The 26,953-nt window shown below is 71.0% G+C and carries 29 protein-coding genes; 26 read left to right on the forward strand and 3 right to left on the reverse strand.

The window, feature by feature from the left end; genetic code table 11:
• Nucleotides 1-15 precede the first annotated feature (15 nt).
• From ACQ5SO_RS17185 to ACQ5SO_RS17305, 25 genes are all read left to right on the forward strand, one after another.
• Nucleotides 16-228 carry a DUF7220 family protein gene (locus ACQ5SO_RS17185; protein ID WP_430942863.1) on the forward strand — a complete coding sequence of 71 codons (213 nt, stop codon included), beginning with the start codon at nt 16-18 and terminating at the stop codon, nt 226-228.
• The gene (locus ACQ5SO_RS17190; protein WP_430942864.1) at nt 229-744 is read left to right on the forward strand and encodes a P27 family phage terminase small subunit; all 516 of its coding nucleotides are present in this window, start codon (nt 229-231) and stop codon (nt 742-744) included.
• Nucleotides 741-2,453, forward strand: coding sequence for a terminase large subunit (locus ACQ5SO_RS17195; protein ID WP_430942865.1), 1,713 nt, complete (start codon nt 741-743; stop codon nt 2,451-2,453). Before ACQ5SO_RS17190 ends, ACQ5SO_RS17195 begins: the two co-directional genes overlap by 4 nt.
• A complete protein-coding gene (locus tag ACQ5SO_RS17200) occupies nt 2,450-3,733 on the forward strand; it encodes a phage portal protein (protein ID WP_430942866.1) in 1,284 nt (427 codons plus the stop codon). Before ACQ5SO_RS17195 ends, ACQ5SO_RS17200 begins: the two co-directional genes overlap by 4 nt.
• Nucleotides 3,723-4,301 (forward strand): HK97 family phage prohead protease, encoded by a 579-nt coding sequence (locus ACQ5SO_RS17205; protein WP_430942867.1) that lies wholly within the window; start codon nt 3,723-3,725, stop codon nt 4,299-4,301. The genes ACQ5SO_RS17200 and ACQ5SO_RS17205 overlap by 11 nt, the downstream gene beginning before the upstream one ends.
• 88 nt (nt 4,302-4,389) lie before the next feature.
• A complete protein-coding gene (locus tag ACQ5SO_RS17210) occupies nt 4,390-5,667 on the forward strand; it encodes a phage major capsid protein (protein ID WP_430942868.1) in 1,278 nt (425 codons plus the stop codon).
• A 67-nt stretch (nt 5,668-5,734) separates the two neighbouring features.
• Nucleotides 5,735-6,031 carry a hypothetical protein gene (locus ACQ5SO_RS17215; RefSeq protein WP_430942869.1) on the forward strand — a complete coding sequence of 99 codons (297 nt, stop codon included), beginning with the start codon at nt 5,735-5,737 and terminating at the stop codon, nt 6,029-6,031.
• Nucleotides 6,028-6,612 carry a head-tail connector protein gene (locus ACQ5SO_RS17220; protein ID WP_430942870.1) on the forward strand — a complete coding sequence of 195 codons (585 nt, stop codon included), beginning with the start codon at nt 6,028-6,030 and terminating at the stop codon, nt 6,610-6,612. Before ACQ5SO_RS17215 ends, ACQ5SO_RS17220 begins: the two co-directional genes overlap by 4 nt.
• Nucleotides 6,612-6,938 (forward strand): phage head closure protein, encoded by a 327-nt coding sequence (locus ACQ5SO_RS17225; protein WP_430942871.1) that lies wholly within the window; start codon nt 6,612-6,614, stop codon nt 6,936-6,938. Before ACQ5SO_RS17220 ends, ACQ5SO_RS17225 begins: the two co-directional genes overlap by 1 nt.
• Nucleotides 6,935-7,546, forward strand: coding sequence for an HK97-gp10 family putative phage morphogenesis protein (locus tag ACQ5SO_RS17230; protein ID WP_430942872.1), 612 nt, complete (start codon nt 6,935-6,937; stop codon nt 7,544-7,546). Before ACQ5SO_RS17225 ends, ACQ5SO_RS17230 begins: the two co-directional genes overlap by 4 nt.
• Nucleotides 7,546-7,926: a tail completion protein gp17 gene (gene gp17 / locus ACQ5SO_RS17235; RefSeq protein ID WP_430942873.1), complete on the forward strand. Its 381-nt coding sequence runs from the start codon at nt 7,546-7,548 to the stop codon at nt 7,924-7,926. Before ACQ5SO_RS17230 ends, gp17 begins: the two co-directional genes overlap by 1 nt.
• A gap of 2 nt (nt 7,927-7,928) precedes the next feature.
• The gene (locus ACQ5SO_RS17240) at nt 7,929-8,351 is read left to right on the forward strand and encodes a phage tail tube protein (RefSeq protein ID WP_430942874.1); all 423 of its coding nucleotides are present in this window, start codon (nt 7,929-7,931) and stop codon (nt 8,349-8,351) included.
• A 12-nt stretch (nt 8,352-8,363) separates the two neighbouring features.
• The gene (locus tag ACQ5SO_RS17245; RefSeq protein WP_430942875.1) at nt 8,364-8,750 is read left to right on the forward strand and encodes a hypothetical protein; all 387 of its coding nucleotides are present in this window, start codon (nt 8,364-8,366) and stop codon (nt 8,748-8,750) included.
• A 68-nt stretch (nt 8,751-8,818) separates the two neighbouring features.
• Nucleotides 8,819-9,058: a hypothetical protein gene (locus tag ACQ5SO_RS17250; RefSeq protein ID WP_430942876.1), complete on the forward strand. Its 240-nt coding sequence runs from the start codon at nt 8,819-8,821 to the stop codon at nt 9,056-9,058.
• 12 nt (nt 9,059-9,070) lie between these two features.
• Nucleotides 9,071-11,530: a hypothetical protein gene (locus tag ACQ5SO_RS17255; RefSeq protein ID WP_430942877.1), complete on the forward strand. Its 2,460-nt coding sequence runs from the start codon at nt 9,071-9,073 to the stop codon at nt 11,528-11,530.
• Nucleotide 11,531: 1 nt separating this feature from the next.
• Complete coding sequence (locus tag ACQ5SO_RS17260; RefSeq protein WP_430942878.1) at nt 11,532-12,680, forward strand: hypothetical protein; 1,149 nt, start codon at nt 11,532-11,534, stop codon at nt 12,678-12,680.
• Complete coding sequence (locus ACQ5SO_RS17265) at nt 12,677-13,522, forward strand: phage BR0599 family protein (RefSeq protein ID WP_430942879.1); 846 nt, start codon at nt 12,677-12,679, stop codon at nt 13,520-13,522. Before ACQ5SO_RS17260 ends, ACQ5SO_RS17265 begins: the two co-directional genes overlap by 4 nt.
• Nucleotides 13,519-13,812: a hypothetical protein gene (locus ACQ5SO_RS17270; RefSeq protein WP_430942880.1), complete on the forward strand. Its 294-nt coding sequence runs from the start codon at nt 13,519-13,521 to the stop codon at nt 13,810-13,812. Before ACQ5SO_RS17265 ends, ACQ5SO_RS17270 begins: the two co-directional genes overlap by 4 nt.
• On the forward strand, nt 13,809-14,030 hold the full coding sequence (locus tag ACQ5SO_RS17275; RefSeq protein ID WP_430942881.1) for a hypothetical protein: 222 nt from the start codon (nt 13,809-13,811) through the stop codon (nt 14,028-14,030). Before ACQ5SO_RS17270 ends, ACQ5SO_RS17275 begins: the two co-directional genes overlap by 4 nt.
• Nucleotides 14,030-19,180, forward strand: coding sequence for a LamG-like jellyroll fold domain-containing protein (locus ACQ5SO_RS17280; RefSeq protein ID WP_430942882.1), 5,151 nt, complete (start codon nt 14,030-14,032; stop codon nt 19,178-19,180). The genes ACQ5SO_RS17275 and ACQ5SO_RS17280 overlap by 1 nt, the downstream gene beginning before the upstream one ends.
• Nucleotides 19,181-19,192: 12 nt before the next feature.
• The gene (locus tag ACQ5SO_RS17285) at nt 19,193-19,732 is read left to right on the forward strand and encodes a hypothetical protein (RefSeq protein ID WP_430942883.1); all 540 of its coding nucleotides are present in this window, start codon (nt 19,193-19,195) and stop codon (nt 19,730-19,732) included.
• Between the two features lie 3 nt (nt 19,733-19,735).
• Entirely contained in the window at nt 19,736-20,005 is a 270-nt protein-coding gene (locus tag ACQ5SO_RS17290) for a hypothetical protein (protein ID WP_430942884.1), read from the forward strand.
• A 25-nt stretch (nt 20,006-20,030) separates the two neighbouring features.
• Complete coding sequence (locus tag ACQ5SO_RS17295) at nt 20,031-20,660, forward strand: YcbK family protein (RefSeq protein ID WP_430942885.1); 630 nt, start codon at nt 20,031-20,033, stop codon at nt 20,658-20,660.
• Nucleotides 20,661-20,831: 171 nt separating this feature from the next.
• Nucleotides 20,832-21,062, forward strand: coding sequence for a hypothetical protein (locus ACQ5SO_RS17300; protein ID WP_430942886.1), 231 nt, complete (start codon nt 20,832-20,834; stop codon nt 21,060-21,062).
• Nucleotides 21,059-21,244 (forward strand): hypothetical protein, encoded by a 186-nt coding sequence (locus tag ACQ5SO_RS17305; protein ID WP_430942887.1) that lies wholly within the window; start codon nt 21,059-21,061, stop codon nt 21,242-21,244. Before ACQ5SO_RS17300 ends, ACQ5SO_RS17305 begins: the two co-directional genes overlap by 4 nt.
• Before the next feature lie 32 nt (nt 21,245-21,276).
• Here the strand turns inward: ACQ5SO_RS17305 and ACQ5SO_RS17310 are convergent, their stop codons facing one another.
• Complete coding sequence (locus ACQ5SO_RS17310; RefSeq protein ID WP_430942888.1) at nt 21,277-21,573, reverse strand: hypothetical protein; 297 nt, start codon at nt 21,571-21,573, stop codon at nt 21,277-21,279.
• A gap of 56 nt (nt 21,574-21,629) precedes the next feature.
• Complete coding sequence (locus tag ACQ5SO_RS17315) at nt 21,630-22,541, reverse strand: HNH endonuclease (RefSeq protein WP_430942889.1); 912 nt, start codon at nt 22,539-22,541, stop codon at nt 21,630-21,632.
• A gap of 526 nt (nt 22,542-23,067) precedes the next feature.
• Between ACQ5SO_RS17315 and ACQ5SO_RS17320 the strand changes: the two genes are divergently transcribed.
• On the forward strand, nt 23,068-23,526 hold the full coding sequence (locus ACQ5SO_RS17320; RefSeq protein WP_430942890.1) for a hypothetical protein: 459 nt from the start codon (nt 23,068-23,070) through the stop codon (nt 23,524-23,526).
• Between the two features lie 13 nt (nt 23,527-23,539).
• Here ACQ5SO_RS17320 and ACQ5SO_RS17325 read toward each other — a convergent pair whose 3' ends face one another.
• Entirely contained in the window at nt 23,540-26,728 is a 3,189-nt protein-coding gene (locus ACQ5SO_RS17325; protein WP_430942891.1) for a pentapeptide repeat-containing protein, read from the reverse strand.
• Between the last annotated feature and the right edge of the window lie 225 nt (nt 26,729-26,953).

Consider the following 26,953-nt stretch of genomic DNA (forward strand, 5'->3'; position numbering starts at 1 on the left):
TTTGGAGGGCATTCGATGCAGACCCGCGCCGCCTCGCTGCTCGAGGCCTGCACCGGGACCGCGGTGGGCTACGCCGTCTCGGTCCTCGCCACGCTGATCGTGCTGCCCTGGTTCGGGCTGGCCCCCGCCGCCGCGGACGCCTTGGGCATCTCGGCGGTCTTCACCCTGATCTCGGTCCTGCGCAGCTACCTGCTGCGCCGCCTCTTCGCCCGGATGGAGGGAAGCTGAATGGCTGGACGCCCCCCGAAGCTCGACGGCAAGAAGGCCCGCGAGGGCGCCCGCGGGCTGGAGATGGAGAGCATCGGCGGGGCCGAGGCGATCCCGCGGCCGAAGAACCTCGGGCACTATGGGCGCGTCGCCTGGGAAGCGGCGACCCGCTCGCTGGGCCCTGCCCGGGTGCTGAGCCATGGCGACCTGCTGGCGCTCGAAGCCTGCTGCCGCGCCTGGGGGCGGTGGCGGCGGCTGGAGGCCAAGATCGACGAGATCGAGCGCAGGCGCGAGCTGGCGGGCGAGCTGAGCCGCACCCCGAACGGGCATGTGCAGATGAGCGCGCTCAGGATCTCCGCCGACCGGGCGCTGAAACAGTTCTCCGCCCTGGCGCGGGAGTTCGGCCTGACGCCTGTGGCGCGGATCAAGACCGCGGGCACGGCGCAGGGCGATCTCTTCGCCGATCTCGAACCCAAGCGGCCCGCGCGGGGCGAGACCGATCCGACCGATCCCTTCGCCCCGGACCGGGTGCATTGAGCGAAGAGGCTGCGGCCCTCGATCTGCGCCACGCCGAGGCCGCGCATGGCTACGCAAGGGCGGTCGTGGCGGGCGAGATCCCGGCCTCGCGCCTCGTGATCGCCGCGTGCCGCCGGCACTTGCGGGATCTCGAGCGCGCCGAAGCGGGCTGGGACTTCGTGTTCGACCCGATCCGCGCGCAGCGGGCCTGCCGCTTCATCGAGGCGCTGCCGCATATCAAGGGGGAGAAGGCGAAGAAGCGCGAACGCATCCGCCTCGAGCCCTGGCAGTGCTTCCTCGTCTGCTCGATCTTCGGCTGGGTGGACGCGGAGGGGCTGCGCCGGTTCCGCTCGGCCTATCTCGAGGTGCCGCGCAAGAACGCCAAGTCGACGGTCGCGGCTGGGGTGGGCCTCTACCTGACCGGCTGGGATGACGAGCCGGGGGCGGAGATCTACTCGGCCGCGACCAGCGCCAAGCAGGCGCGGATGGTGTTCGACACCGCCCGGGCGATGGTGAAGCGCGAGGCGCGCCTGGCGGCCCGCGGCCTGCTCGCCCGAGTCCACGAAATCCTCTGGCCCGCCACCGAATCCGTCTTCGCGCCGGTGGCGTCGCAGACCAACACGCTCGACGGGCTCAACCCGCATGGCGCCATCATCGACGAGCTGCACGAGCACCGCTCGCGCGATGTGCTGGACGTGCTCTCCTCGGGGATGGGCGCGCGGGAGCAGCCGCTGCTGCTGATGATCACCACCGCGGGCTCGGACATCCACGGGGTCTGCTACGAGCAGCACGAATATGTCGAGAAGATCCTTCAGCGGGTGTTCGAGGACGAGCGCTACTTCGGCCTGATCTATGGCGTCGACCCGGAGGATGATCACGGCGACGAGGCGACCTGGGCGAAGGCGAACCCCAACTGGGGCGTCTCGGTGAACCCCGAGCACATGCGCGCGGAATGGGCCAAGGCGCGGCGCTCGCGCCCCAAGCTCGGGGACTTCAAACGCAAGCACCTGAACGTCTGGACCTCGGTCGGCGAGGGGGCCATCGACCTCGACGGCTGGCGCAAGGGGCGGCGGGAGATCACCCGCGCCGCCTTCGCCGGGCGCGGCGGGATCACCGGCATGGACCTCGCCATCCGCCACGATCTGTGCGCCGTGGTCACCGCCCTTGAAGAAGAGCCCGGCGGCGAGATCGCGGTGTTCGGCGACTACCACGTGACCGAGGCGGTGGCGAACGAGCCGGGCAACGAGGCGATCCTCGCCTGGTGCGACGCGGGGCGGATCAGGATGCATCCCGGCGCCGAGATCAATCTCGACCGGGTGGCCGAGGACGCGCTGGCGCATGTGCGCCTGTTCGGCTCGGCCGAGCTGGCCTTCGACCCGATGTATGCCGCGCAGATGATCCAGCAGCTCGAGCCGAAGCTCGAGGCCGAGGGCTGCATCGCGGTCGAGGTCCGGCAGACGCCGATGAACATGACCGAGCCCTTCGAGCGGCTGATGGCCCGGGCCCTCGACGGCAAGGTGATCCATGACGGGGATCCGGTGCTGGCCTGGATGGCCTCGAACACCGTGGCCGAGAAGCGCGGCGAGTTCTGGCGCCCGGGCCGCACGCGCGAGTTCAACAAGATCGACGGGATCTCGGCGCTGGTCACGGCCATGGCCCGGATCGCCGCGCCCGAGGAGGACGAGACCCCGCTCTCGCCCTGGGAAGACGAGGAGTTCCGCCTGACATGACGCTGCTCCGCCGCCTGTCCCGCCGCTCGCCCGAGGCCCGGGCCTCGATCGAGAGCCCGACCGTCCCGGTCAGCTCGGCCGCGCTGGTCTCGTTCCTTGGTCTTGGCGGGGCGAGCGGGGTGGCGGGCAAGCCGCTGACCCTCGACGCCGCCCTCGGGGTTCCGGCGGTCTGGGGGGCGGTCAACTTCCTCGCCCGCACCATGGCGGCGCTGCCGCTGCACGTGTACCGGCGGGGCGAGGGGGGCGCGCGGGAGCGGGTGCGGGACGGGATCGGCGAGATCCTCGGCTTCGCGCCGAATGAGGAGACGACCTCCTATGACTGGCGCAAGGAGGGGTTCGACCGGCTCTTCACCGAAGGCCGCGCCCTCTCCTTCATCGAGCGCAACGCCATGGGCGAGGTGATCAATCTCTGGCCCATGGAGCCCTCGCGCACCACGGTCCTGCGCGGCCCGGGCGGGCGGAAGCGCTACGAGCTGCGCGACGGGGCGGCGACCCGGGTCTACGCCGCGACCGAGGTGCTGGACCTGCCCTTCATGCTGGGGACCGGGGGGCTGACCGCGCGCTCGCCGATCTTCGCCCATGCCGCCGACATCTCGCTGATGGTCGAGGCGACGCAATATGCCGGCCGCTGGTTCCGCGGCGGGGGCGTGCCGCCCTTCTTGCTCCAGGGCAAGTTCGTCTCGGGCGCCGCGCTCAAGCGCGCCTCGGACGATCTGACACGCGCGGTCGAGGAAGCCTCGGCCGAGGGGCGCGCCGCGGTGGCGATCCCCGAGGGCCACGAGGTCAAATCCATCGGCGGCGATCCCTCGAAGAGCCAGATGATCGAGGCGCAGCGCTGGGGCGTCGAGCAGGTGGCCCGCATCTACGGCCTGCCGCCCGCCTTCCTGCAGGACCTCACGCACGGGACCTTCTCGAACACCGAGCAGCAGGACCTGCAGCTCGCCAAGCACGTGGTCGCGCACTGGGCCCGGCAGATGGAGAGCCAGATCAACCTCAAGGTCTTCGGGCGCGGCTCGGATCTCTTCGCCGAGTTCAACCTCGACGGGCTGATGCGCGGCGACTTCGCAAGCCGGATGGAGGGCTACGCGAAGGCGATCCAGAACGGGATCCTCACCCCCAATGAAGGGCGCGCGGCCGAGAACCGCCCCCCGAAACCCGGCGGCGACCAGCTGCTGATCCAGGGCGCGACCGTGCCGCTCGGGATGCAGGCCGCGGTGCTGGCCGCCGCGCAGGCGGCCGGCGAGGCCCCCGAAGAGACAGGAGAGAGCGATGGAGCATGAGATCCGCTTCGCCTCGGCCCCGGTGGAGATCCGGGCCGAGGGCGGCACGGTCGCGGTGACCGGCTATGCTGCGGTGTTCGGCGAGGTGGCCGACATCGCCGGCTACTTCGACGAGCGCATCGCCCCGGGCGCCTTCGCCGCCGCGCTGACCCGCGGCGACGATGTGACCTTCCTGATCAACCATGACGGCCTGCCGCTGGCGCGCACCCGCTCGGGCACGCTGCGCCTCTCGGAGGACGATCGCGGCCTGCGGATGGAGACCGAGCTGGACCCGGACGACCCGGACGTCCAGGCGATCCTGCCGAAGATGAAGCGCGGCGATCTCGACAAGATGAGCTTCGCCTTCGTCGCCACCCGCCAGTCCTGGGACGAGACCGGCGAGAAGCCTCTGCGCACGGTCGAGGAGGTGCGCCTCTACGACGTCTCCATCGTCACCGAGCCCGCCTATGGCGGCACCGAGATCGGGCTGCGCGCGCTGCGTGCGGCCCGGGGCGCAGGCGAGGCGGCGGCGCATGCCGCCCGCCGCGCCCGCATGCGGATGAAGCTGCGCCTGACCGGCGCCGCCTGACGCCACCACGCCTTCACCCCCTGTCCCCTTCGCATCCCGGACGGCCGCTCGGCCGCCCGTCCCTCCCCCTGTACCCGATGAGGTTCCCATGACCCCCAAGGAGCTGCGCCAGAAGGCCGAGCGCATCGCCGAAGCCGCCCGCGCCAAACTCGACGAGATCAAGGACGACACCCCCGCCGAGCGGGCGGCGGAGATCGAGCGCGAGTTTGACGCGATGATGGAAGACCACGACGCGCTGGTCGCCCGGGCCGAGCGCGGCGAGCGGCTCTCGCGCGCCGAGGCCGCGATGGAGGAGGCGCGCGGGCGCCCCGACCCGCGCCGTCCCCAGGCGCCCGAGGATCGCGGCCGCGCCTCCGAGGAGGCGCCCGAGGGCATGAGCTATCGCGCCGCCTTCACCGAGCTGCTGCGCAATGGCGGCGACACCGCGATGATGGCGCCCGAAGCGCGCCAGGCGCTGGCCGCCGGGTATCGCCAGATCGAAGGGCGCACCCAGCTCGCCGGCAACCAGGCGGCGGGCGGCTACACCGTGCCGGAGGAGCTGCAGGCGATCCTGATCCGCGCCATGGCCGCCTGGGGCCCGATGTACGACCCGGGCTTCGCCTTCGAGATCAACACCCCGGACGGGACGGTGATGCCGATCCCGACCATCGACGACACCGCCCAGACCGCCGAGCAGGGGACCGAGGGCCAGGCCCTGACCGATGATGGCGGCAAGGACGCGGTGTTCGGGCGCAAGGAGCTGGGCGCCTATGACTTCAACACCGAGTTCGTGCGGTGGTCCTGGCAGCTCAACGCCGACTCGGTCTTCAACTTCGAGACCCTGCTCGGCTCGCTGCTGGGCGAGCGGCTGGCGCGCAAGGCCAACGCCATGCTCACCACCGGCTCGGGTTCGGGCGAGCCGCAGGGGATCCTGACCGCGGCGCCGGTCGGCGTGACCGCGGCGGGGACCGCCGCCATCACCTTCGACGAGCTGATCGACCTCGAGCACTCGGTCGACCCGGCCTACCGCGCCTCGCCGACCTGCGCCTACATGTTCAACGACACGACCCTGAGCGTGCTGCGCAAGATCAAGAACAGCCAGGGCGACTACATCTGGCAGAAGGGCGACGTGGTGAAGGGCGTGCCCCCGACGCTCAACGACCACCCGTTCCGCATCAACCAGTCGATGCCGAATCTCGGGGCCGCGGCCAAGCCGGTGATCTTCGGCGACATGAAGAAGTACTTCGTGCGCAAGGTCGGCGATCCGGTGATCGGCGTGCTGCGCGAGCGGTTCTGGCCCGATCTCGGCATCGCCGGGCTGATCCGCTTCGACGGCGCCATCGGCGACGCGCGCGCGATCAAGCACCTCGCCAACGCGGCCTCGTAAGCCGCGCCCCGGGCGCCCCCGCGCGGGGCGCCCGGCCTTCCCCCTTCAGCCAGAGAGGAGCGCCGCGATGAAGCTGCGTCTCAAGATCGGGCGGGCCGGGATCGGCTTCGTCCAGAACCCCGGCGACGAAATCGAGGTCGGCGAAGCCGAGGGCGCGCGGATGATCGCCGCCGGCCAGGCCGAAGCTGTTGAGGCCGAGGCGGTCGAGGAGGTCGAAGCCCCCGCCGCCCCGACGCCTGCGAAGAAGAAGCCGACGCGCCGCCCGCGCGCCAAGCGCGAGACCACGGCCAAGGCCGCCGACCCGGCGGTAGAGACCGCGGATGCGCCCGCCGAGGAAGCCGCCGATGACGAGGACGGCGCGTGAGGCCGCTTCTCACCCGCCTCGCCGCCCCGGCCGCGCCGCCGGTGACGCTCGAGGCGCTGAAGGTGCATCTGCGGATCACCGAGGCGGATGAGGACGCCGCGCTCTCGGATCTGCTGCTGCGCGCGACCGCCACGCTCGACGGGCCGCGCGGTGCGCTCGGGCGCTGCCTGATGGCGCAGTCCTGGCGCGTGGCGGTCCCCCGGGGCGTCGGGCCGCGGCTGGCGATCCCCATCGTGCCCGCGACCGGGCTCGAGGCCGTGCGCCGGATCGCGCCGGACGGGACCGAGGAGGCGCTCGACCCGAACGCGTTCCTTCTCTGCGGCGACGCCGACTTCACCTGGATCCTCGCGCTGGATGGCTGGCCCGCGGTCGCCGACCGGCCCGACGCGCTCTCCTTCGACGTGACCGCGGGGGCGTCCTCGGCCGAGGACGTGGCGCCGGATCTGCGCCAGGCGATCCTGCTGCTTGCCGGTCACTGGCATGCGCATCGCGAGGCCGTGGCCCTCGGGACCATCGCGACCGACCTGCCGCTCGGCGTCCAGCACATCGTCGATCTCCACCGGCTGGGCTGGATCGCGTGATGCGCGCGGGGGCTCTCGACCGGCGGGTGACGCTCCAGCGCGCCACCTTCGCGCCGGGCGCCTTCAACGAGCCGGAGGCCACGTGGGAAGACCTCGGGCGGCCCTGGGCCGCGATGGCCGCCGTCTCGGATCGCGAGCGCCATCTCGCCGCCGAGCGCGGCGCCGAGATCACCCACCGCTTCACCATCCGCCGCGCCTATGCCTGGGCCGATCTGAACCCGAAGGACCGGCTGCTCTCGGGCGGGCGGGTCTACGACATCGAGGGGGTGAAGGAAGTGGACCGCGACGCGCTCGAGATCACCGCCAACGCGAGGGTCGACCAATGAGCCGCCGCAGCGAGGCGATGACCTTCTCGATGGAGGGGGGCCGCGAGCTGGACGCGGTGCTGGCCGAGCTGCCCGCCGGTGTGGCGAAGGGCGTGGCGCGGCGCGGGCTGAAGCGCGCCGCCGTCCCGGTGCGGGACGAGATCAAGGCCCGCGCGCCCGAGCTGAGCGGCGCGCTGAAGGAGTCCATCGGCGTGGTGGTCGGGCGTACCCGAACCCTGCGGGACGCGGGCGGGATGGCCGCCCATGAGGTCTACAAGGAATACGGCGCGTCGGCGCAGGCGCTCTCGGCGCTGCTTGCCACGCGCCGCAGCGAGAAGGCCGCCGGGCGCGGCGCGCGCCCGCTCGTCCGGCTCGAGGCCTCCGTCGTCGTCTCCGCGCCCCACGCGCACTTCCAGGAGTTCGGCACCTCGAAGATGGATCCGCATCCCTTCATGCGCCCGGCCTGGGACGCGTCCTGGGGCGCGGCGCAGGACATCCTGCTGCGCGAGACCTGGGACGAGGTGCGCAAGACCGCGGCCCGCCGGGCGCGCAAGGCAAGGCGCAATGGCAAGGACGGCGCGGTCTGGGATGCGCTCGAAGCCCGCGCGGGCGCCAAGGCGGGCCCGTGATGGAAGCCGCGCTGATCGCCGCCCTGCTCTCCGCGCCGGGCGTCTCGGCGCTGGCCGGAACGCGGGTCTGGCCGCTGCGCCGTCCGCAGGGCTCCGACCTTCCGGCGGTGACGCTGCGGCGCATCTCCGGCGCGCCGCTCCAGAGCCATGACGGCCCTGCATCCCTCGCCCGGGCGCGGGTGCAGGTGGATGTCTGGGCGCACAGCTATGCCGCGGCGAAAGCGCTGCGCGGCGCGGTCGCCGCGGTGCTGGACGCCGCCGCCACTCCGGCGGGCGAGATCCGCGCGGTCCGCCGCCTTGATGAGCGCGACCTCTCCGAAGCGGACGGCAGGCTCGTCCGCATCTCCCTCGACTTCGAACTCTGGCACCAGGAGACCTGAGCATGGCCACCCACGGCAAGGGCGTCACCTTCGGCATCGGCGATGGCGGCGACCCCGAAACCTTCACCTCGATCGGCGAGGTCACCGGGCTGGAGCTGCCCGGGCTGTCGCGCGAGCTGGTGGACGTCACCCACCACGCCAGCGCCGCCAAGGAATGGCTGGCGCAGCCGCTGATCGAGTATGGCGACGCGGTGATCACCGTGAACCGCAACCCCGGCGACGCCACCGACGCGGCGCTGGACGCGGCCTTCGCCAGCCCCGATGCGGCCAACTTCGAGATCACCATCCCGGCGGGGGCGCAGACCCTCACCATGGTGTTCGCCGCGGTCCCCACCGGCCTCGAGAAATCCTCGCCCATGGACGCGCAGCAGACCGCGACGCTGACCGTGAAGGTCACCGGCGCGCCCACCGAAACGCTGGCGTAAGGAGGCCGATCCATGAACAACCCGTTCAAGGGCGAAGCCCGGTTGGGCGATGTGCGCCTGAAGCTCGACGTCAACGCGGTGATCGAGGTCGAGGAGGAGACCGGCGAGGGGATCAACGACGTGCTGGCCCGCGCCTCCGAGGTCGGGCCCGGTCAGCTCAAGGCCATGCGCTTCGTGGTCTGGGCGCTGATGCGCCACCACCGTCCCGAGGCGACGCTGCTGCACGCCGGAGAGGTGATCAATGCCTATGGGCCGGAGGCGGTCGGCATGGCCCTCGGCCGCGTCCTCGCCGCCCAAAGCGATGCAGCCCAAAGCGAAGCGGAGGGCGACGCGGGAAACGCCCCGGCGCCGGCCCCCAAGCCGCCGGCGAAGAAAACCGCCCGCCGAAAGGCTGGCTAGACCTCTTCGAGGACTGGTGCGCCGCGGGGTTCGAACCAGCGGCGTTCTGGACCGCCTCGCCCGCCGAGGTGCGGCGGGCCCTGCGCGGGGCGGCGCGACGCAGCGAGGCCGCGTTCGATCTCGCCCGCTGGTCCGCCTGGCATGGCGCCGCGCTCTCGCGCATCGACCCGAAGCGCTTCCCCGCCTTCGACCGCTTCGCCGCCCCGCCGGGGCCGCGCAAGCCGATGGACCCGGACGCCGCCGCCGCGGCCCTCGCCACCTTCGCCGCCCGTTGCCGTGCGGTGGACGCCGCCCGATCCCGCAGATGAAGGAGCAAGCCCATGACCACCACCACGGTCGGCGCCCTGCGCGTGGCGCTGTCGATGGACAGCGCCGCCTTCACCTCCGGGGTCTCCAAGGCGCGCGGCGGGCTGCGCACGCTGGGCCGCGCCGCCCTCGCCGCGCAGGCCGCCATCGCCGCGGCGGGCGCGGGCTTCTCCGCCTTCGCCGCGTCCTCGGCCGAGGCGGCGGCGCAGCTCAAGGGCTTCGCCACGCTCACCAACACCACCATGGCCGAGTTCCAGCGCATGGCCGCGGCGGCGCAGACCTTCGGGGTGGAGCAGGACAAGCTCGCCGACATCCTCAAGGACGTGCAGGACAAGCTCGGCGACTTCCTGGCGGGCGAGGGCGGCGAGCTGCTCGACTTCTTCGACCTGGTGGCGCCCAAGGTCGGCCTGACCGCCGAGGCGTTCCGCGGCCTCTCGGGGGCCGAGGCGCTGCAGCTCTACGTCTCCAGCCTCGAGAAGGCGAACCTGAGCCAGCAGGAGATGACCTTCTACATGGAGGCCATCGCCTCGGACGCCGCGCTGCTGCTGCCGCTGCTGCGGAACAATGGCGCCGAGCTGGAACGGATCGGCGCGGCCGCCACCCGCTACGGGAGCATGACCGAAGCCGCCGCCGCGGCAGGGCGCGAGATGCGCGAGGCGCAGGTCCAGCTCGGCGCGGCCTGGACCGCGCTCGGGACCGCCGCCGCCGAGAGCGGCGTGGTCGAGGGCATGGCCGCGCTGACCCGAGCGGCGGCGGACTTCATAGGCCTCAAACTCGCCCCCGCGCTTCGGGCCATGGGCGAGGCGCTGCGCCGGGCGCTGGCGCCCGCCGCGCCGCTCGGGCAGGCGCTGGCGGCGTTGTCCTCGAACCTCGACCGGCTCGGGACCTATGCGCTGACCGCTGCGGGGCTCCTGTCGGGGCGGCTGGCCGTGGGGCTGGCGCTGGCCGCCGCGCGCACGCTCACCCTCTCGAGCGCTCTCGTGGTGCTGCGCGGCGCGCTGATCCGCACTGGCATCGGCGCGCTGGTGGTCGGCGCGGGCGAGCTGGTCTTCCAGTTCACCCGGCTGGTGCGCGGCGCCGGCGGCTTCGGCGAGGCGATGGGGCTCGTAGGCGATGTCGCCCGCGGTACGCTGCACGGCATCGGCGAGAGCGCGGACGCCCTCGTCCTGCGCCTTCACGCGGTGGATCTGGACCTGCAGGCGAACTGGGCCCGGGCGCTGCGCTGGATGGCCGAGAAATGGGCCGAGTTCGTCGCCCGCATCGCCCCCGCCTTCAACGCCATCTCCGAGACCGTCGGCTCGGGCCTGCAGATCGACGCGCTCGGCGTCGCGGCCTGGGCCTCGAGCTTCGACGGCGCCGTGGTGCGGGCCGAGCAGTCCGCCGCGCGGCTGCGCGAGGGCGCGCTCGCCAAACTGAAGGGCGCGTGGGACGAACAGACCGCCGCCGTCGCCGCGCTGATGGCCGCCTGGCGCAAGGGCGCGGACGCCTCGGAAGACAGCGCGGACGATGCCGCCGCGTCCTGGGAGAACGCGGTCAAGCGGATGCAGGACGCGATGAAGGATCTCGGCGGCGGCGCGGGCGGCGGCGACAAGGCCAAGGGCGCCAAACTCGACGGGGTCGCGCCGAAGACCGCGCCCCTGCCGGTCCCGCGCGGCGGGATCGACGACGCCCGTGATGCGCTGGACGGTCTCGGCAAGGACATGGCCCGGGTCGGCAAGGAGGGGCTGCGCGACCTGTGGGGGTCGCTCATCCGCGGCGGCGAGGGGTTCAAGGACGTCCTGGCCCGGGTGGCCGAACGGCTCTCCGGCATGTTCGCCGACCGCGCCTTCGACGGCCTGGCCGCGGCGCTGTTCGGCGGCGAGGAAGACGGCGAGGGCGCGGCCGGCAAGCCCGGCGGCACAGGGCCGAGCGGCCTCGCCGGGATCCTCGACGGCGCCATGGGCAAACTGACCGAGGGGCTGGGCGGGATCTTCGAGGGGTTCGGATCCAAGCTCTCGGGCGAGACCGCGAGCATCATGTCCGGGCTCGGCTCCGATCTGACCGGCGGGCTTGGCGACATCCTCGGCGGGCTCGGCTCCCAGCTCGGGGATCTGCTCGGCGGGCTCGGCAGCTCGCTGAGCGGCCTCTTCAGCGGGATCTTCGGCGGCGCGGGCGGCGGCGGCGGGCTCGGCTCGCTCCTCGGCTCGCTCGCCGGCGCGATCCCCTTCTTCGCGGGCGGCACCGACTTCGCGCCCCGCGGCCTCGCCGTCGTGGGCGAGCGCGGCCCCGAGCTGGTCAAGTTCCGCGGCGGCGAGAGCGTGATCCCGAACCACGAGATCGGGCGCGCCATGGCCCCGCAGCAGCTCGCGGCCCCGAAGGTCGATCTGCAGGTGGTCAACGTCTCGGACCCGACGCAGGTCGGCGCCTGGATGAACCGGCCCGGCAACGCGCGGATGCTGCTCAACCGGCTGCGCGAAGAAGGCGGGGATCTCTGAGATGCCGCTCTGGCCCCATGCGCCCGGCTGGGAGGTGGTCGAGGCGCTCGAATGGGCGACCTCGGTGCAGGAGGCCGAGAGCGACGCGCAGCGCATCGCCGCCCGCGCCCTGCCCTTCCGCACCCTCTCCGCCGCCTTCCGCTTCGCTCTGCCCGGCAGCGCCCTGCCGCTCCCGAGCCTCGCCGAAGCCGAGGCCCTCTTACGCGAGATCGGCGCGGGGCCGGTGGACCTGCCGCTCTGGCCTGAGAGCGTGGCGGTCGGAGACCTCGCCGCGGGCGCCGTCTCCGCCGCCTTCGACACCGCCCACGGCTCCTGGCAGGTGGGCGAGCGGGCGGCGCTGCGGGCCCGGCGGGACCGCGCCGTCTCCGCCTCGCCGCCGATCTCCGCCGTGCGCCCGGACGGGCTCGACTTCGCCGCGCCGCTCACCGAGGCGATCCCCGACGCCATCGCCGCGCCGGTCCGCGCGGGGCGGCTGGCGAGCGCCGCCGAGGGCGCCGCGACGCCCGGGGTGGTGGATCTGAACATCGGCTTCCAGGTGGTCGGCGGGCCGCTTGTTCCCGCGCCCGCCGCCGCGACCCTCGACGGGCTCGACATCTTCGACGGGCCGGTGCTGGCCGCGCGCCAGAGCCCCCTCGCCTTCGACCGCCCCGCCCGCGTGACCGCGGGCCCCGCCGGACCGGTAGTCGCCGAGGCGCTGCGCGACTGGCACGAGGCGCGCGGCGAGATCCTCACCCTCGACGCCGGCGCCGCCGCCCGCTGGGCCCGGCGCGGCTGGCTGCACGCAAGGCGCGGGCGGCAGGTCGCCTTCTGGGCGCCGAGCCTGCGCCCCGGCCTGACCCTCGCCGCGCCGCTCTCCGCTGGCGCCGCCGCCGTGACCCTGCCGACCCCGCCCGAGCCTGACCAGCTCGTCGGCCGCGGCATCCGCCTCTCTGAAGGCGGCGCCGTCGTCCATCGCCGCCTCGGGGCCTGGGCCCCGGCGGGCGCGGGCGTCGTCGCCTACGCCATCGCCGCCCCCGGCGCCGCCTTCACCGCCGCCGCCGCGGTCTCGGAGCTGCGCATCCACCGGCTCGACACCGACCGGGTGGAGCTGCTGCATCGCGGCCTTGATCTGACCGAGCTGGCCTGCGCCATCGTGGAGCGTCCCGCATGAGCATCCTCTCCCGCCTGCTGTCGCGCGCGGGCGCGGCGCCGGTCTTCCTCTACACCTTCACCTGGGGCAAGGAGACCCGGCGCTTCGCCGGGAACGCGGGCGGCTACACCGTGCCCGCGGGCCTGCTCGACGCCGAGGCGGTCTTCTTCGAGGGCCGCGCCATCGGCCATTCGGGCTTCCAGTCCGGGACCGCCGCCGACACCAAGGCGCTGCGCGTGACCTTCCCGCTCGAGGATGACTGGGCCGGGCAATGGCTGCGCCCGCTGGGCACGGTCGAGATCGGGTTGATGATCCATGTCGCCGACCAGGCCGCGCCCGGGGACGGCGTGGCGCTCGAATGGAAGGGACGGATCGTCGGTCCGCAGCTCGAGGGCGAGAAGCTGGCGCTGGTCGGCCAGGCCCGGATCACCCGCGCCCGCGAGGGCGGCGGGGTGAAGACCTGGTCGCCGCTCTGCACCCATGCCGTCTATGGGCGCGGCTGCGGGCTGGCGATGGCGGACCACCTCACCCTGGCGAGCTGCACCGCCCTCGACGGGCGCAACCTGACGGTCCCCGAAGCCGCGGCGGATCCCGCCCGCTGGCGCGGCGGCGTGCTGATCCATGAGGGCGAGATGCGCTTCATCCGCGCCGCCGCCGCCGATGGCGGGATCCAGATCGCCGCGCCCCTGCCAGGGCTCGAGGCCGCCTTCGCCGCCTCCGCGCCGGTCGAGGTCTCGCTGGCGCCGGGCTGCGATCTCTCCGCCGCCACCTGCCGGGACCGGTTCGGCAATCTCGCGAACCGGCTCGGCTTCGACCACGCGCCGGGGCTCGACCCCTTCAGCATGAGGAGCATCGCGTCGTGATCGACCTCATCCCCGCCGACCTGCCGCCCGCCGCGCCCGAGGTGATCGGCGCGTTCTGGAACATCGTGATCCAGCTCGCGCTGCTGGCCCTGTCGGTGGTCCTGGGCGTGGTGATGCGCAAGAAGCCGCCGACCCCGCCCGCCGCGGGGCTGGAGGACTTCGAGCCCAACGGCAAGGAGATCGGCTCCCCGATCCTGGCCTTCGGCGGCTCGGAAGGGTTCAAGCCCGTGCCGCTCTACATGGGCGATCTGCGCACCACCCCGGTGCGCGGCAAGGGGGGCAAGAAATGACCGAGCCCCTGATCGTGATCGCCCGCGACCTGCGGCCGACGAAGGTCTGCCTGAGCGGCGCCCGGGCCTTCCTCGCCCGCCACGGGCATGACTGGGACGCCTTCGTGAAGCGCGGCATCCCAGCCGAGGACCTGCTGGCGACCGGCGACGCCATCGCCTCGCGGGTGGTCGACGCCGCCCGCGCGCGCGTCGCGGCCGAGCGCAGGGAGGCCGAGTGATGGGAAGCGGCGGCGGCTCCCAGGTCATCGGCTACAAGTACAGCCTCGGCATGCAGTTCGGCTTCGCCCATGGCCCGGCCGACGCGCTGCGCGAGATCTGGATCGGCGACCGCCTCGCCTGGTCCGGGCGCTGCACCGGCGGGCGGGTGGTGATCCACAAACCCGAGCTCTTCGGCGGCGAGCGGCGCGAGGGCGGCGTCTCGGGCTTCGTCGACGTGGCCATGGGCCTGCCAGACCAGGGCTTCAACGACTATCTCGGCGACGTGCAGGACTTCCCAACCGGCGCCGCCCGCGGCGTGCTGACCGCGACCCTGCGGCAGATGTACCTGGGAATGAACCCCTATCTCAAGGAATGGGAGCTGGTGTTCGAGCGCGTCGTCACCGGACACGCGGGCGCGCCGCAATGGCGCCCGGATCTCGCGCTCATCCCGGGCGACCCGCTGCTGCGCGACGCGGCGATCTACATCGCCTTCGACGTCTCCGGCTCGATGGACGGCGCGCCGATGATCGCGCTGAAGGCCGCGCTGGCCGCCTTCTTCGAGGGGATGAAGCCGCAGGTCTCTCCCGACTGGCCCTCCGACATCAGGCTCGTCGGCTGGGGCGAGGCGGTGCGCCACAGCATCGAGCGGGAGGTGGCGGAGTCAGAGGACCTTGATGAGCTGATCGCCTGGATCGAGGCCCTGCCCGAAGCGCATCCGGGCGAGGGCACCGACTACACCGCGGCCCTCTCCGAGGCGGACGCCTTCTTCAACGGCGCGAACCATGCCGATCCGCACCCCTATTCAGCCGGCTTCACCGGGTGGGGCGACCGCGGCGAGCTGCGCGCGCTGCCCCCCGAGGGGGCCGGCCTTGGCGCGCAGCGCACGCCGTTTCCGTCGGACGCCAAGCCCGGCAAGCGGCGCATCGCCATGATCCTGACAGACGTGCAGACGGATGTGAGCGGGGCCAAGCCGACCGTGCAGGCGCAGATCGAAGCAGTCGGATCGCTCGAGGTGTTCGGGGTCATCGTCGGCGACGGGCCGTCCTCGGCGCTCGAGGGCATCGACAACACGCCCGGCGACGGGATCGCTCGGGTCACCGCCGGGGATGCGGATGGGCTCAAGAGCGTTCTCGACACCGCCGCCGGGCTGCCGGACATCAACGCCGTGCACCTGCTGCGCGAACTTTACACCGACCCAGTCTGGGGGCTCGAGGTGCCCGAGGCCGAGATGGGCGCGAGCTGGGATGCTGCGGCGGAGACCGCGAAGGCCGAGGGCTTCGGCGTCTCGATGCGCTTCGGCGACCGCAGCCGGGCCGAGGCGATCGAAGACCTCGAGAAGCACCTCGGGGCCGTCACCTATGACGACCCGCTCACCGGCCTGGCCGAGATCCGCCTGATCCGCGACGACTACGACCCCGCGGCCCTGCCGGTGCTGGACGCCTCGAACGTGGTGGAGTGGGGCGCGCTCTCCCGCCGCCTGCGCTCCGAGGCGGTGACCAGCGTGACCGTCACCTATCGCGACCGGCTCTCGCGCACGACCGAGCCGCGCACCGCGACCGACATCGCGGCGCAGGCTGCGACCGGCCGCACGATCCCCCACCGCGAATCCTATCCCGGGATCCGCCGCGGCGATCTCGCCGCACGGGTGGCGGAGCGCGATCTGCGCGCGCTCGGCTCCGAGCTGCTCTCGGCCACCGTGACCGTCACCGCCGCCGCGGGGCGCGCGCTCCACAAGGGCGCGCCGGTGATCCTTCACAGCCCGCGGCGCAATGTCGACCAGGTGGTCTGCCGGGTGATGGAGGTGGAGCGCTCCGGCTCCGCCCTCGGCGGGGTGCGGCTCGACCTGGTCGAGGACGTGTTCTCCTTCGGCTATGAGCCGGTGATCGCGGCGAGCGGCGGCGGGGCGGCGACGGGCTCGGTCGCCACCGGCGCGCGCGGCGCCTCCCCGCGGGTGGTGCAGGAGGCCTCGTATCGCGTGCTCGTGCGCCGCGCGGGCGAGGCCGAGGTGGACGCGCGTCTGGTCGATGCGCCGTATCTGGGAGCGCTCTCGGTGGCCGCCTCGGCGCCGCAGGGCGACGCCTTCGACGCGCTCGTGCAGGTCGATGCCGGGGGCGGGTTCGCCGAGGAGGGCGCGGTGACGCTCTCGCCGCACTGGGCGCTGCTGGCGCCGCTCTCGGCCGCGGCGGACGACCGCGCGGCGCGGATCGCCACCGACCCCGAGGCCCTCGATGTCGAGCCCGGCGCTCTTGCGCTTCTCGGGCGCGAGTGGGTCACCGTCGAGGCCGTGGCCCTCGCCGACACCGAGGCCCTCGGCCCGCACATGGTCCTGACGCTCGGGCGCGGCTGCGACGATACCGTGCCCGTTCCGCATAGGACCGGCGAGGCGCTGCTGCTGGTGGACGACGATGACCTGGGCGGCCTCTACTTGCAGGGCGAGACCGCCGCGGTCCGGCTTCTGACCCGCACCGGGCGGGGCACGCTGGCCCTGTCCTCCGCGCCCGAGGACGAGGTGACCTTCGACGCCCGCGCGATCCGACCCTACCCGCCGGGGCGGGTGCAGCTCGGCGGCGCATGGGCGGTCGCGGGCCCGCAGGTCGAGCCGCTCGCCCTGACCTGGGCGCATCGCGACCGGACGATCCAGACCACCGGCGTGGTCGAGGACTTCGCCACCGGCGATATCGGGCCCGAGCCAGGCGTGGCCTACACGGTCGAGGAGCGCGAGGTGATGCCGCGCGCCGATCTGTTCGCCCCTGTCGACATGTTCGCCGCCGCGGACTTCTTCGCCGAAGGGGGAGAGGGGCGCCTCGTGCGCGCCCTCGACCTCGGGACCGCCACCTCCTGGGACTGGAGCCCGGATGACGCCCCCGACATGTTCGCCGCCGCCGACATCTTCGAGGCAGAGGACTTCTTCGGCGCGGTCCGGCCCGGCGCGCTCTATTCCGCCCTGCGCGTCGCGTCGTTGCGCGATGGGCGCCGGAGCTGGACCGTCCCGGAGATCAGGGCGCGCCGACTGCTGCCCCCCGGGGACTTCGCGGTCGAGGCCATCGAGGGGGCCGCGCGCCTGACATGGCGGCCAAGGGAGCCGGGCGCCGATGCGCTGGCGGTCTTCCAGGCGGACGCCAAGTTCACCGCAAGCGCGCCGCCCGAGCCGGTGACGACGCTGGCGCCCGGCGCTTCGGCGGTCGAAGTGGAGGGCGGGGGCTGGTTCGCGGTCGGCACGGTATTGGACAGCAGGACGGCCTTGTCCGAGATCCTCTCGGCGGGCGCCGGAACCGTGACCGTCGCGCCGGGACTGTGGACGAACACCGTCGCACAGGTGTCCGGCGAAGAGGCCAACGCCAATGGGTTCGTCTACGATGAGGGGCCGGGGCTTCTGCCCGTCGCCGCGGCGGGGCACACGATCACCTCGGCCGCGCCGATCTTCGGCGCCAAGGCGATCACGCTTGCGGGCGGCTTCGGCAGCCATATCGAGATCGACGCGGCGGGGTCGTGGGATCTCTCGGCGGACTGGACAGTGGAGTTCTCCGTTCGCCCGGCCTCCATCGCTGCGAGTTCGTCCAGCCAGTTGTGCGGCTGGTGGGAAAGCGTCGCCGGCGGAAGAGGCTGGATCCTGCGCTGGGACCACAGCGCGGACGAACTGCGCTTCCTCTACTCGGTGGACGGGTCCGCAACGATCTATACCGGCTCGCCCATGTCGCCCGTCGCCGGGGAGATCTATCACTTCACGGTCGTGCATGACGCATCCGCGGGCGCGGCCGGTCGGGTGACGGTCTATGTCAACGGCGCGTCCGTGCATGTGGCGGACCTGTCGGGGCCGATCCATCAACCGCCGGGCGCGTTCCGGGTCGGAAACTACATCGGTTCGAGCCTCGGCCAGCCGGGCGAGTACGACAACATCCGCTTGCTGGATGTCGCGGCCACGCCCGGGGCGGCGGTCGAATGGCCGGTTCACGGCGCCGCCCGGGCCCTGGCGTCGTGGTGGATCCACCCGCAGGCCCGGGTCGTGGGCGGGCGGCTCTGCTTCGGCGGGGTCACCGAAAGCGGGGCGCAGTACCTTTATGGGTTCGGCGCGGACGGGAACATGACGGATCGGCGGATCCTGTCTGCGGCCTACGCCCAGGATGATCACAACGCCCCGGCCGTCGAGGTGATGGGGAACGGGGAGCTGTTCGTCGCATACACGGGCCACGGGGAAGACAACTCGGTCCGCTACCGCACCGGGCCCGACCCGGCCGGGCTCGGGGCGGAAGGCGCGTTGACCGGGGCGTCCACCCCTGCCGCTTACGTCCAGGTCTTCACCTGGGGCGCACAGGTGTGGGTGTTCACGCGGCGTGGCTCGAACGCGAACAACTGGGGCCTCTATCGCTCCGGGGACAACGCCGCGACCTGGGCGGGGGGCGGCGCTTTCCAGCAGCTTCTTCTCGGCTCCGAGGGTCTGGGCTACGCCGACCCGGACCTGACCTATCTCGCGATCCGGCAGGTCTCGCCCGGGCGTCTGCGGGTGTTCGCGACTCTGCATCCGCGGTCCTTCATCGGCTTGCGCGTCTTCGAAATCGACATGGCGAGCGGGAACGTCGAGGTCGGCGGAACCGCAGTCGGAAACGTGCAGACCGGCGCCGGGCTGCCGTTGGTCATGAACGCCGGCGGCACGCCGTCGGCAGCGCTGCCCTCGATTCTCGAAGCCGACGGGACGAGCGACACGGTGCGCCTCCTCGACGTGTCGGATGATGGCGGGGCGATCCTCTACGCCCACTTCACCGAGACTGGATCGCCCGCCTGGGACGGCGAGATCCGGCGCGCGCTGCTGACCGGGGTCGACCCCTCGACCGCAGCCCACTGGTCTCATTCCGTCGTCGCCCCGACGGGCGACCCGTTCTTCGCCGCATCGGCCTACTTCGGGGGCGCCTGCTTTGATCGCACGGCGGGTGCGGACGCAGTGTTCACGTCCGAGGAGGTCGCGGGGTCGTGGGCGATCCGCCGCCGCGTGGCCACGGGAGGCGGGGCCTCCTGGCCGATCTCGCGCGAGGTCGCCGCGAGCGCATCGGCCTTCCTCGTTCGCCCCATCTCGCCCGTGGGGGCCTCGGCCGCATTCCCCGTGACCTTCCAGGAGGTGCGGGCGTTCCCGACTTATTCGAGTTGGGAGGCGGGCCGGATCCGCCTCGACCTGTAAAAGGAAACCGAAATGACCCAGCCCGCGCTCTGGGGCGCGCCGCGCATCGGCGACCCCATCGTTCCCCCTGCAACGTCGGTGTCGCCCGAAACCTTCGCGGACCGCACCGACGACAGCCTGGACGCGCTGCTCGCCGCCCATACCGGCGCGGCCCGCCCCGCCTATGCGGTGGCGGGCACGCTCTGGCGCTCGAGCGTCGACGGGGCTTGGCGGCTCTTCGACGGTGCGGACGACCACCGCGTCGCCACCACCGGCGGGGTCGCGAGTTATGCCGCCGACACCGCCCTGACCCTGGCGGACGTCCTCGGCGGCACGGTCCTGCTGACCGCCGCCGCGGTGGTCACCATCCCCGCGGAGGCCACCGAGGATCTGCCCCTCGGCGTCCCCCTGCGCCTGATCCGCGCCGGGACCGGCGCGGTCTCGGTCGCGGCGGCGTCGGGCGTCACCCTCTCCAGCGCCGGCGGCCTCACCGCCATCGCCGCCCAGCATGGCGTCGCCCACCTGATCAAGACCGGCGCCGACGCCTGGACCCTCTGGGGCGATCTCGGCTGAGCCATGGCCGCCGACCCGCCCCCTCAGCTGGTCGAGGTGATCCAGCATTATGGCGGGCTGCTGCTCGCCCTCGCGGGCGGCCTCGCAGGTTATGGCCGCCTCTCCTCCCGCGTCTCTGCCCTTGAAGGCCGGGTCCGCGACGATCGCGCCGACGCCGCCGCCACCCGTGCGGAGGACCGCCGCGAGGCCGCCCTGCGCCATGCCGAGATCCGCGAGGCGCTCGCGGAGATGCGCGCCGACATCAAGGCGCTCCCGCGGCGTCCCAACGACTGACCCTCCCAACCTCACGGAGATCCCCATGACCGACCTGCTCGAGGCCTCGCACTGGCGCGAGGTCGATCTCTCGTCGTGGCCCTGGCCCGACTTCTCCCCCGCCGAGATGGCCTCGAAGGGCGATGGCTCGCTGAAGCTCTCGCGCCGCTCCATGGACCGGCTGCAGCGGCTGCGGGACAGGCTGGGCGTGCCGCTGGTGGTGCTCTCGGCCTATCGCGACCCGGCCCATAACCGGCGCGTCGGCGGCGCGAAACGCTCGCAGCATCTCGAGGGGAAGGCCTTCGACATCCGCGTCGACAACATCGACCCCGAGCGACTGATCGACCTGGCGCGCGAGGAGGGCTTCACCGCCTTCGGCACCTACCCCGCGCAGGGCTTCGTGCATATCGACGACCGCGCCCGCCCGGCCCGCTGGGGCGCGCCCTTCCCCCGCCGCGGCACGCGCTTCGCGCCCGAGCCGGTTCCGCGCCCCGCCGCCCAGGCGGCGAAGGAGGGCGTCGCGGTCGAGGCGGTGATCTTCTCGGCCGAGCGCGCGGTGCAGGACGCCGCCCCCGCCCTGCCGGGCGCCTGGGTCACCTGGGCCTTCGCCGCGCTGGGGATCGCCTCGCTCGGCGTCGTGCTCTGGCGCGCCTTCGGTCGGGGGCGGGAGCAGTGATCGCGGTCGCGTTGGAGGCTTACGTCTGGCTGCGCGGCTCCCGCCTCGGCCGCATCGCCGCCGCGGTCGCCGCCGCGCTGCTGGTCGCCTGGGCGCTCTACGCCCGAGGCCGCGCCGCCGGGCGCCGCGCCGCCCGGGACCGCTATGAGGAACAGGACAGGAGAAACGCCGATGAGATCCGCACCCGCGTGGACGCGGCCCGCCGCCGCGATGCTGCTGACCCTCGCCCTGCTGCCGAGCGCCTGCGCGCGGCCGGGCGGCTCCGCGACCGAGGCCGCGATGTGCCGTGAGCTGAGGGCCGCGCTGCCGTCGTGGTCGGAGGAGGACACGGCCCGGACCCTCGATGACGGCGCGAGCTTCATGGCGGTGTTCGAGGGCGTTTGCGGGGAGGGCGCGCGATGAGCTGCGAGCGGGGCGCGCCGAAGACCGTCGGCTGCGACACCTGCCTACATCGGCATGACGGTGGGTATCCGACGACCCCGGAGTACTGGTGGTGCTGCGCCTGGCGGCGGCCGGCCCAGGAGGTGCCGGTCAGCGAGGCGCCGCCGGGCAAATGCCCGGTGTGGCGGGAGCGCGAGGGGTGAGCCGGGGCGGGAAACCGCCCCGGCTTCTTCGTTCAGCTCAGCGTTCCGAAAGCGGCGCCGGCTGAGTTGCGATAGCCGTCGACCTCATAGGCGGCGGGGGGCTCGTCGATGCCTTGGCTGGCGCGAAGCTCCTGGATGAGCTTGCCGCCCTTGGTCCAGAGCTCAACCTCCCGTGCCGGGCGCAGCTTGTGAGATTGATCGATGAGGTAGAGGCCTGGATCCTGGGGCAGCATCCGGCGCGCGTCTTCCTCGCTCGGCGCCTGGACGTAGCCCTGGACGAGATCGCCGTCGTTCGGCTCCCGCGAGATCCCCACTCTGAAATAGCGCATACGTGCCTCCACCGCTGGTCACGGCAGCTTTGCATCGCTTGGTAAACGGAATCCTACTAGATCCCCGCCCACTGCCGGTGCTTGGCCAGGGCGTCCTTGCTCGGCTGATGCTCGGGCGCCGCCGGGAGGCGCAGCTTCTTGCCCGCGATCTTGTCGTAGGCGCTGCCGGCCAGCTCGCTCGAGACCACCACGGTCAAAGCCTCGGCATCGATCGCGAGCAGGCCCTGGTCGAAGAGAGCGTGAATGTCCGAGCGCAGCAGGAGACCGTTCTGCACGTGGTTCGTGGCAGCGCCCCGGTACGGCATGATGTGGGCCGCCTCGAGGACCGCGGAGACCCGGGTTCCCGTCACGGCGCAGCGACCCTGGTAGGCCTCAAGAAGGCCCTGGCGGAAGCGCGCCTGCCCTCGCCGCACATGCAGCCGGCGAAGCTCCCGCTCGCGGAGGTCCTCGATATTGTCGGCCTCGAACATGCCCGGCGCGTTGAGGCCCGGGCTGCCCGACTCGTTCTCCAGCTTGTCGCGAAGCGCCTGCGCCGCGCTGACGCCCTTGGTGAACCGGCCGTCCGGCGTGGCGCCGCGGAGCTTGAAGTACCCAGCCTTCCAGTCCTCGACCAGGGCCAGCCCTTCGATCCGGTAGTGGACCACCTCGGGTTTGGACCTCGTCTTCACAAGCACGCCGACTGGGACGCCTTCCTCCATGCAGCGGAACAAGCCGGCGTTGGTGTAGTCCGAGCGCGGGTTCTCGTAATCGTGGCCTTCCTGGTGGTACTCGAGCGTCCAGCTCCCATCCGGAAGCCGGCGGAAGTGCTTGTCGTCATACGGCCCGTCCGGGGAGAGCTTGACCGACAGCGCGAACTCCGAGTTGCCCGGCTTGTAGATCCCCTTCGCCTGGCTGGAGATCCGGTTGCCGCGCGCCGCCTCGGCCTTGAAGTCCTCCCAGGGGATCTCTTGGCCGGTGCGGTCGTGCATCCAGCGGAGGGCGCTTTGGTGAGGCATCTCGAGAAGGCGAAGGGTTGCATCAATTTCACTCAAAAAACTAGCCCTCGAGAATTAGAATAGATGGACATCCGCAAAAGCGCTCGTTCGCCAAAAGAGGCCACGCTCGGAAGCCAACCGAACCCTCACCCTCAAGCGTGCGACAAAGCAACCTGGTAACATGCATGAGTCCATATGTTCCCGCGGCACAGAGGCAATATGCCCATCCTCACAGCTGAGCAATTAACGCCACTCAACCCCAGGGCCGCTCAACAGCCAGCCCCGCTTTGCCTCTGCTCCAAGAGCGCTCTCTGGGTCGCCCGGTCTTGGAATTTCCCAGCTCGGATCAGGGAGACAGCCTAGCTGCTCGGCCGGGATTATTCATGTAACTTCAGTGCTTACATTTTCCAGCGAATCAAGCTCGACGCACGAGCTCGACTTCGCCTGATGTAGATGTTTCTGCAGCCCCCAAAGGTCATCGCCACCGGCGCGCCACAATGACCCAAGCTGGACAAATGCCATGGAAGCCTTCGACGTTGCGGGAATAATCATCATCCCAACCGCCTTGATAATCGCACATATTCTATCCAAAAATAAAGAAAAAGACATTGATCGACTAAAAGCGTCCGTGGGACGCCAGGCGGCTGCGTTGGAAAAAATCTATAGAACAGACAGAAATTACTTCGATTACCTACACGATCACTCCACCTGGTCAAAGGAGCACCTCGATCTACACCTCCGCGTTTTCGATATAAGCGAAAACGACTTCTCCGTCTCTATAAGCACCCACGGCGATGAAGCGGTCCACTTCCCAAAAGCCTGGATTCTTTCCACATCCAAGCACCTCCTAAGGGTTCTCCCAGCGCACGAACAGGATGACCCAGACCCAGCTAGGCCAAAAATAAAATCCATTGAGCGGGATAGATTTGTGGAAATTTACTCCTCTAGAGGGCGTATTTTTCTCGACCCGTACAAGTAATTTTGACCAACCATTAAGAAAACACCGCCCAGTTGCACGGCCGCTCAACGCCTTCTGGTAAAATGGTTTGCGCGTTGCCGCCAGCAGTCGCAAGTCTGTCCCAGGGAAAGTTTTCAGCTTGACTCAAATCCGCGAAATCTAATTTGGCGGATTGAATACGCAGCCGCTTGCAGTTCGCAGATCTTAACTTCGCCCCTCGCAAGTTCGCCCCGCTCAAGTCAGCCTCGATCAGGTTCGCTTCGAACAGGTTCACCCCGCGCAGGTCCGCCTCCATCAGCTTCGCCTGGCTCAGGTCCGCCTCGATCAACTTCGCCCCACCTAGGTACGCCCCGCTCAGCTTCGCCCAGCGAAGCTTCGCCCCATTCAGGTTTACCTCATCGAGGTTCGCCCCGCGCAGGTCCGCCTCGATCAGCTTCGCCCCGCTCAGCTTCGCCTTGCGCAGGTCTGCCCCGACCAAGTCCGCCTCGTTCAGGCTCGCCCCGCTCAGGTTCGCCCCGCCCAGCTCCGCTCTGCGCAGATTGGCTCCGTTTAGCAGCGCCACACCCAAGTCAGCCTGGATCAGGTTCGCCCCGCCCAGCTTCGCGCCGCTCAGGTTCGCCTCGAACAGGTTTGCCCCGTCCAGCTGCGCCCTGCCCAGTTCCGCCCCGCTCAGGTCCGCCCCGGCCAGGTCCGCCCTGGCCAGCTGCGCCCAGGCCAGGTCCGCCCTGCTCAGGTTCGCCCCCCTCAGGTTCGCCTCAAACAGGTTCGCGCCGCTCAGGCTCGCCCCGCTCAGCTGCGCCTGGCTCAGGTTCGTCCATGCAAGAAGTCTGGATGCGATCCCTTGTCCCGTCGCCTCAATGCGCTCCAACAAACGCTCGACATTCAACGTCGGTTTGTCCCCCACAACGGCATCGCGTGAGTAGGGCTGGAATGTCAGGAAAAACCCAGCCTCGCCCGCGTCTTTAGTCGCCCCCGCCGTGACTGCACGCGCCCACCCAACCGTCGCGGACATCACGGCCACTAGCGCAACAAGCGCGGAGCGTTCGCGCCCCGCAAGCTCCATCCAGGACGCAGCCCCCCGCTCACTGTGGACCGGGAAGCCGTCCTGCACGGCGTAGTGCAGAAAGGTCTGCAGTCGGGGGTGAGCAGTCGCTCGGTCCAGCAACTCCTCACGCTGCAGGAAGTCGATGATTGGGTGGGTCAGTTCACCCTGCCCCACCAACCGCTCCCAGACAGCGGCGTGCTTTCGAAACTTGGCGTAGCGAGAGAGGGATGGGTTCCGCGCCAGTTTGCCAGCTGCCGCCATCAACGCACGGGCAACAAGGTATTCGCCAAAGGAGCGGTGAACGAACTCGAAACCGGCGGACCCGCCGAGATCGGAGCGGGTATAGGTCTGCACCGCAACGTTCTTCAGACTGGAAAGCGGGTCGCTTTCGAACCGCTCGGCCTGTTCCTCGTCCGCGTGTAGCTCCCGGATGCGGAGGTACTCTTCCTCGCTGCCGGTACGCTCCTGGCGCTGCCAGGAGGCGAGGCCCAGGCATTCCATCAGGGTAAAGAAGTCAGCCTCGCTCAGCGGCGGCACGTCCGCGGGACGGCGGGCGGCGTCGCGTTGGTACACGCGACGGAAGATCTCCTCGTAGACGATGTTCGGATTGCCCTGCGCCGCCTTCCACCCCTCGCCCGTGTAGCCGGTGATCATGAGGAGGTAGAGGAGAAGCGGCTCGGAATTGAGCGCCTCCATACTATTGTGCGTGACCGCTTTGGGCGCGACTTCGGCCGGCAGACCAAGGCAGGCCGCGTTCCTCAGATAGAAGGTCTCGCGCTGATCGATGAGGAGCAGTGCGTCGGGATCCTCGACCCGCCTAAGCGCGCGCCCTAGCGACAGTACTTGCATTCTGTCGGAACGACCCACTTTCGCAGCGAACACTGGGTCGGGCAGCGCTCGCATCGGCAGCAAATGAAGCACCCGATCGTCATCCAAACGCGCGACATCAGCCGCTTTCTGGCACGCGGCGGGGCGGCCGAGCACCACGACGCGAAGCTCCTCGGGCGTCCAGTCGCGGAACAGGGTCTGCACCGACTTGACGAAATCGTCCGTATGCGCCTCCGCTGTCGCTTTGTCGTGGGATAGCTCATCTAGCCCGTCGAATAGGATGACCAGCTGGCGATCCCCGTCCTTCAGCCAGGAGAGCGGGTCGCCGGGCAGCCCCTCGCCGCCCCGGTCCGACAGCGGCCGATAGCAGCGGGCCAAATGGTCGGCCAGCGCCGCGGCGAGGTCGTCCCGAAAGCGGAAGTTCTGGAGGCGGACGAGCAACACGTTGCGAGCACGCGCGCCGGTCCGGCAAGCCTCTATCAACTCCACTGCGAATGCCCAGGAGAAGGAGGACTTGCCGCAACCGGGGGAGCCGGCGACGAGCTGCAATTGCGGGCCTTTCGGGTCGTCCAGAGCAGCGCGCACCGTCTCGTGCAGCATGCCGACATGAGCGACCCACTCGTCGACCTTTTCGCCCACCTTCTTCGGCGGCACGGGAACATGGCGGAAGCAACGCAGCGGTAGATAGGTGCGGGCGAGGGTGATGCCGCTGTCTGGCTCCTGCCCAAAGATCGGCTGAAGTTCGTAGAGGCCCCGAATCCAGTCGCCATGGCGGTCCCAGGCGAGGAGACGGCGCTCCCGCTCCGACGTCCTGCCTTCCAAGCGGTCCATGAGGACATGGAAGAGTCCGGGGTCGGCGTTCTGCACCCTGCCCGCCTGGCGCGCAGAGCCCTGATTGAAGAGTTCGGCGGCCTCGTCAGGCTTGATGCGGTGGTCGGGCGCCGCGGCGGTCAGGAAGGCGTGGGCGGCGGCACGGCCGTTTTCAAACGCAGCGAAGCGTTCGGGGTAGAGGAAGTGCTCGGCGACTAGTTCGCAACCATCGTCGAAGGCCATGGCGCGCTCGAGGAACTTTTTGACGGCCGCCTTCCTAACGGCCTCGGCGGCCAGGTGCTCCTTGACTCTGTCGTGGAGGAGCATCCAGGCGGCGGTCTCCGCGGCGACGGCCTGCACCCAGTTCCAGGCAAGCTCGCCATCCGAAGGCGGCGCCTTCATCTCATCGCTGCGGAGCTTCTTGGCCGTGGTGTAGATGCTGATGATCTTGCCGGTTGAAAGCGCGACCACGCCATCGATGACCGCCGAGACGACTTTATTCCAGTCGGCTTCGTTCTTCGGCTTTTCAAGCGAAATCATGCTCGCCCCCACGCTCGACACCCAATCCCCAGAAGATACGGCGGAGTCGCGCGGGTCAATGGCGGCTGGCCCAATGCTGCCTTCACCCCCGTGAAAACGCTCTACAACACTCCCGCTAACCCATTGATCCGCCATCAGGGCCTCGCCCCCCGCGCTCCCCACCCGAGCGCCTTCGCGGCCAATGGCTTACCGCAACCTCCCGAAAGCCTATCGGAGTCGCCACCC

The sequence above is a fragment of the Rhodovulum sp. DZ06 genome, assembly GCF_050586345.1.
Lineage (GTDB): Bacteria > Pseudomonadota > Alphaproteobacteria > Rhodobacterales > Rhodobacteraceae > JBOCEF01.

Coding starts and splice junctions, on each gene's coding strand:
- ACQ5SO_RS17310 (WP_430942888.1), bottom strand. CDS start 21,573: ATGCGCTATTTCAGAGTGGGGATCTCGCGGGAGCCGAACGACGGCGAT.
- ACQ5SO_RS17320 (WP_430942890.1), top strand. CDS start 23,068: ATGGAAGCCTTCGACGTTGCGGGAATAATCATCATCCCAACCGCCTTG.
- ACQ5SO_RS17205 (WP_430942867.1), top strand. CDS start 3,723: ATGGAGCATGAGATCCGCTTCGCCTCGGCCCCGGTGGAGATCCGGGCC.
- ACQ5SO_RS17190 (WP_430942864.1), top strand. CDS start 229: ATGGCTGGACGCCCCCCGAAGCTCGACGGCAAGAAGGCCCGCGAGGGC.
- ACQ5SO_RS17325 (WP_430942891.1), bottom strand. CDS start 26,728: ATGATTTCGCTTGAAAAGCCGAAGAACGAAGCCGACTGGAATAAAGTC.
- ACQ5SO_RS17300 (WP_430942886.1), top strand. CDS start 20,832: ATGAGATCCGCACCCGCGTGGACGCGGCCCGCCGCCGCGATGCTGCTG.
- ACQ5SO_RS17265 (WP_430942879.1), top strand. CDS start 12,677: ATGAGCATCCTCTCCCGCCTGCTGTCGCGCGCGGGCGCGGCGCCGGTC.
- ACQ5SO_RS17280 (WP_430942882.1), top strand. CDS start 14,030: ATGGGAAGCGGCGGCGGCTCCCAGGTCATCGGCTACAAGTACAGCCTC.
- ACQ5SO_RS17215 (WP_430942869.1), top strand. CDS start 5,735: ATGAAGCTGCGTCTCAAGATCGGGCGGGCCGGGATCGGCTTCGTCCAG.
- gp17 (WP_430942873.1), top strand. CDS start 7,546: ATGGAAGCCGCGCTGATCGCCGCCCTGCTCTCCGCGCCGGGCGTCTCG.
- ACQ5SO_RS17240 (WP_430942874.1), top strand. CDS start 7,929: ATGGCCACCCACGGCAAGGGCGTCACCTTCGGCATCGGCGATGGCGGC.
- ACQ5SO_RS17200 (WP_430942866.1), top strand. CDS start 2,450: ATGACGCTGCTCCGCCGCCTGTCCCGCCGCTCGCCCGAGGCCCGGGCC.
- ACQ5SO_RS17260 (WP_430942878.1), top strand. CDS start 11,532: ATGCCGCTCTGGCCCCATGCGCCCGGCTGGGAGGTGGTCGAGGCGCTC.
- ACQ5SO_RS17185 (WP_430942863.1), top strand. CDS start 16: ATGCAGACCCGCGCCGCCTCGCTGCTCGAGGCCTGCACCGGGACCGCG.
- ACQ5SO_RS17305 (WP_430942887.1), top strand. CDS start 21,059: ATGAGCTGCGAGCGGGGCGCGCCGAAGACCGTCGGCTGCGACACCTGC.
- ACQ5SO_RS17255 (WP_430942877.1), top strand. CDS start 9,071: ATGACCACCACCACGGTCGGCGCCCTGCGCGTGGCGCTGTCGATGGAC.
- ACQ5SO_RS17285 (WP_430942883.1), top strand. CDS start 19,193: ATGACCCAGCCCGCGCTCTGGGGCGCGCCGCGCATCGGCGACCCCATC.
- ACQ5SO_RS17245 (WP_430942875.1), top strand. CDS start 8,364: ATGAACAACCCGTTCAAGGGCGAAGCCCGGTTGGGCGATGTGCGCCTG.
- ACQ5SO_RS17275 (WP_430942881.1), top strand. CDS start 13,809: ATGACCGAGCCCCTGATCGTGATCGCCCGCGACCTGCGGCCGACGAAG.
- ACQ5SO_RS17295 (WP_430942885.1), top strand. CDS start 20,031: ATGACCGACCTGCTCGAGGCCTCGCACTGGCGCGAGGTCGATCTCTCG.
- ACQ5SO_RS17315 (WP_430942889.1), bottom strand. CDS start 22,541: ATGCACGACCGCACCGGCCAAGAGATCCCCTGGGAGGACTTCAAGGCC.
- ACQ5SO_RS17290 (WP_430942884.1), top strand. CDS start 19,736: ATGGCCGCCGACCCGCCCCCTCAGCTGGTCGAGGTGATCCAGCATTAT.
- ACQ5SO_RS17230 (WP_430942872.1), top strand. CDS start 6,935: ATGAGCCGCCGCAGCGAGGCGATGACCTTCTCGATGGAGGGGGGCCGC.
- ACQ5SO_RS17225 (WP_430942871.1), top strand. CDS start 6,612: ATGCGCGCGGGGGCTCTCGACCGGCGGGTGACGCTCCAGCGCGCCACC.
- ACQ5SO_RS17210 (WP_430942868.1), top strand. CDS start 4,390: ATGACCCCCAAGGAGCTGCGCCAGAAGGCCGAGCGCATCGCCGAAGCC.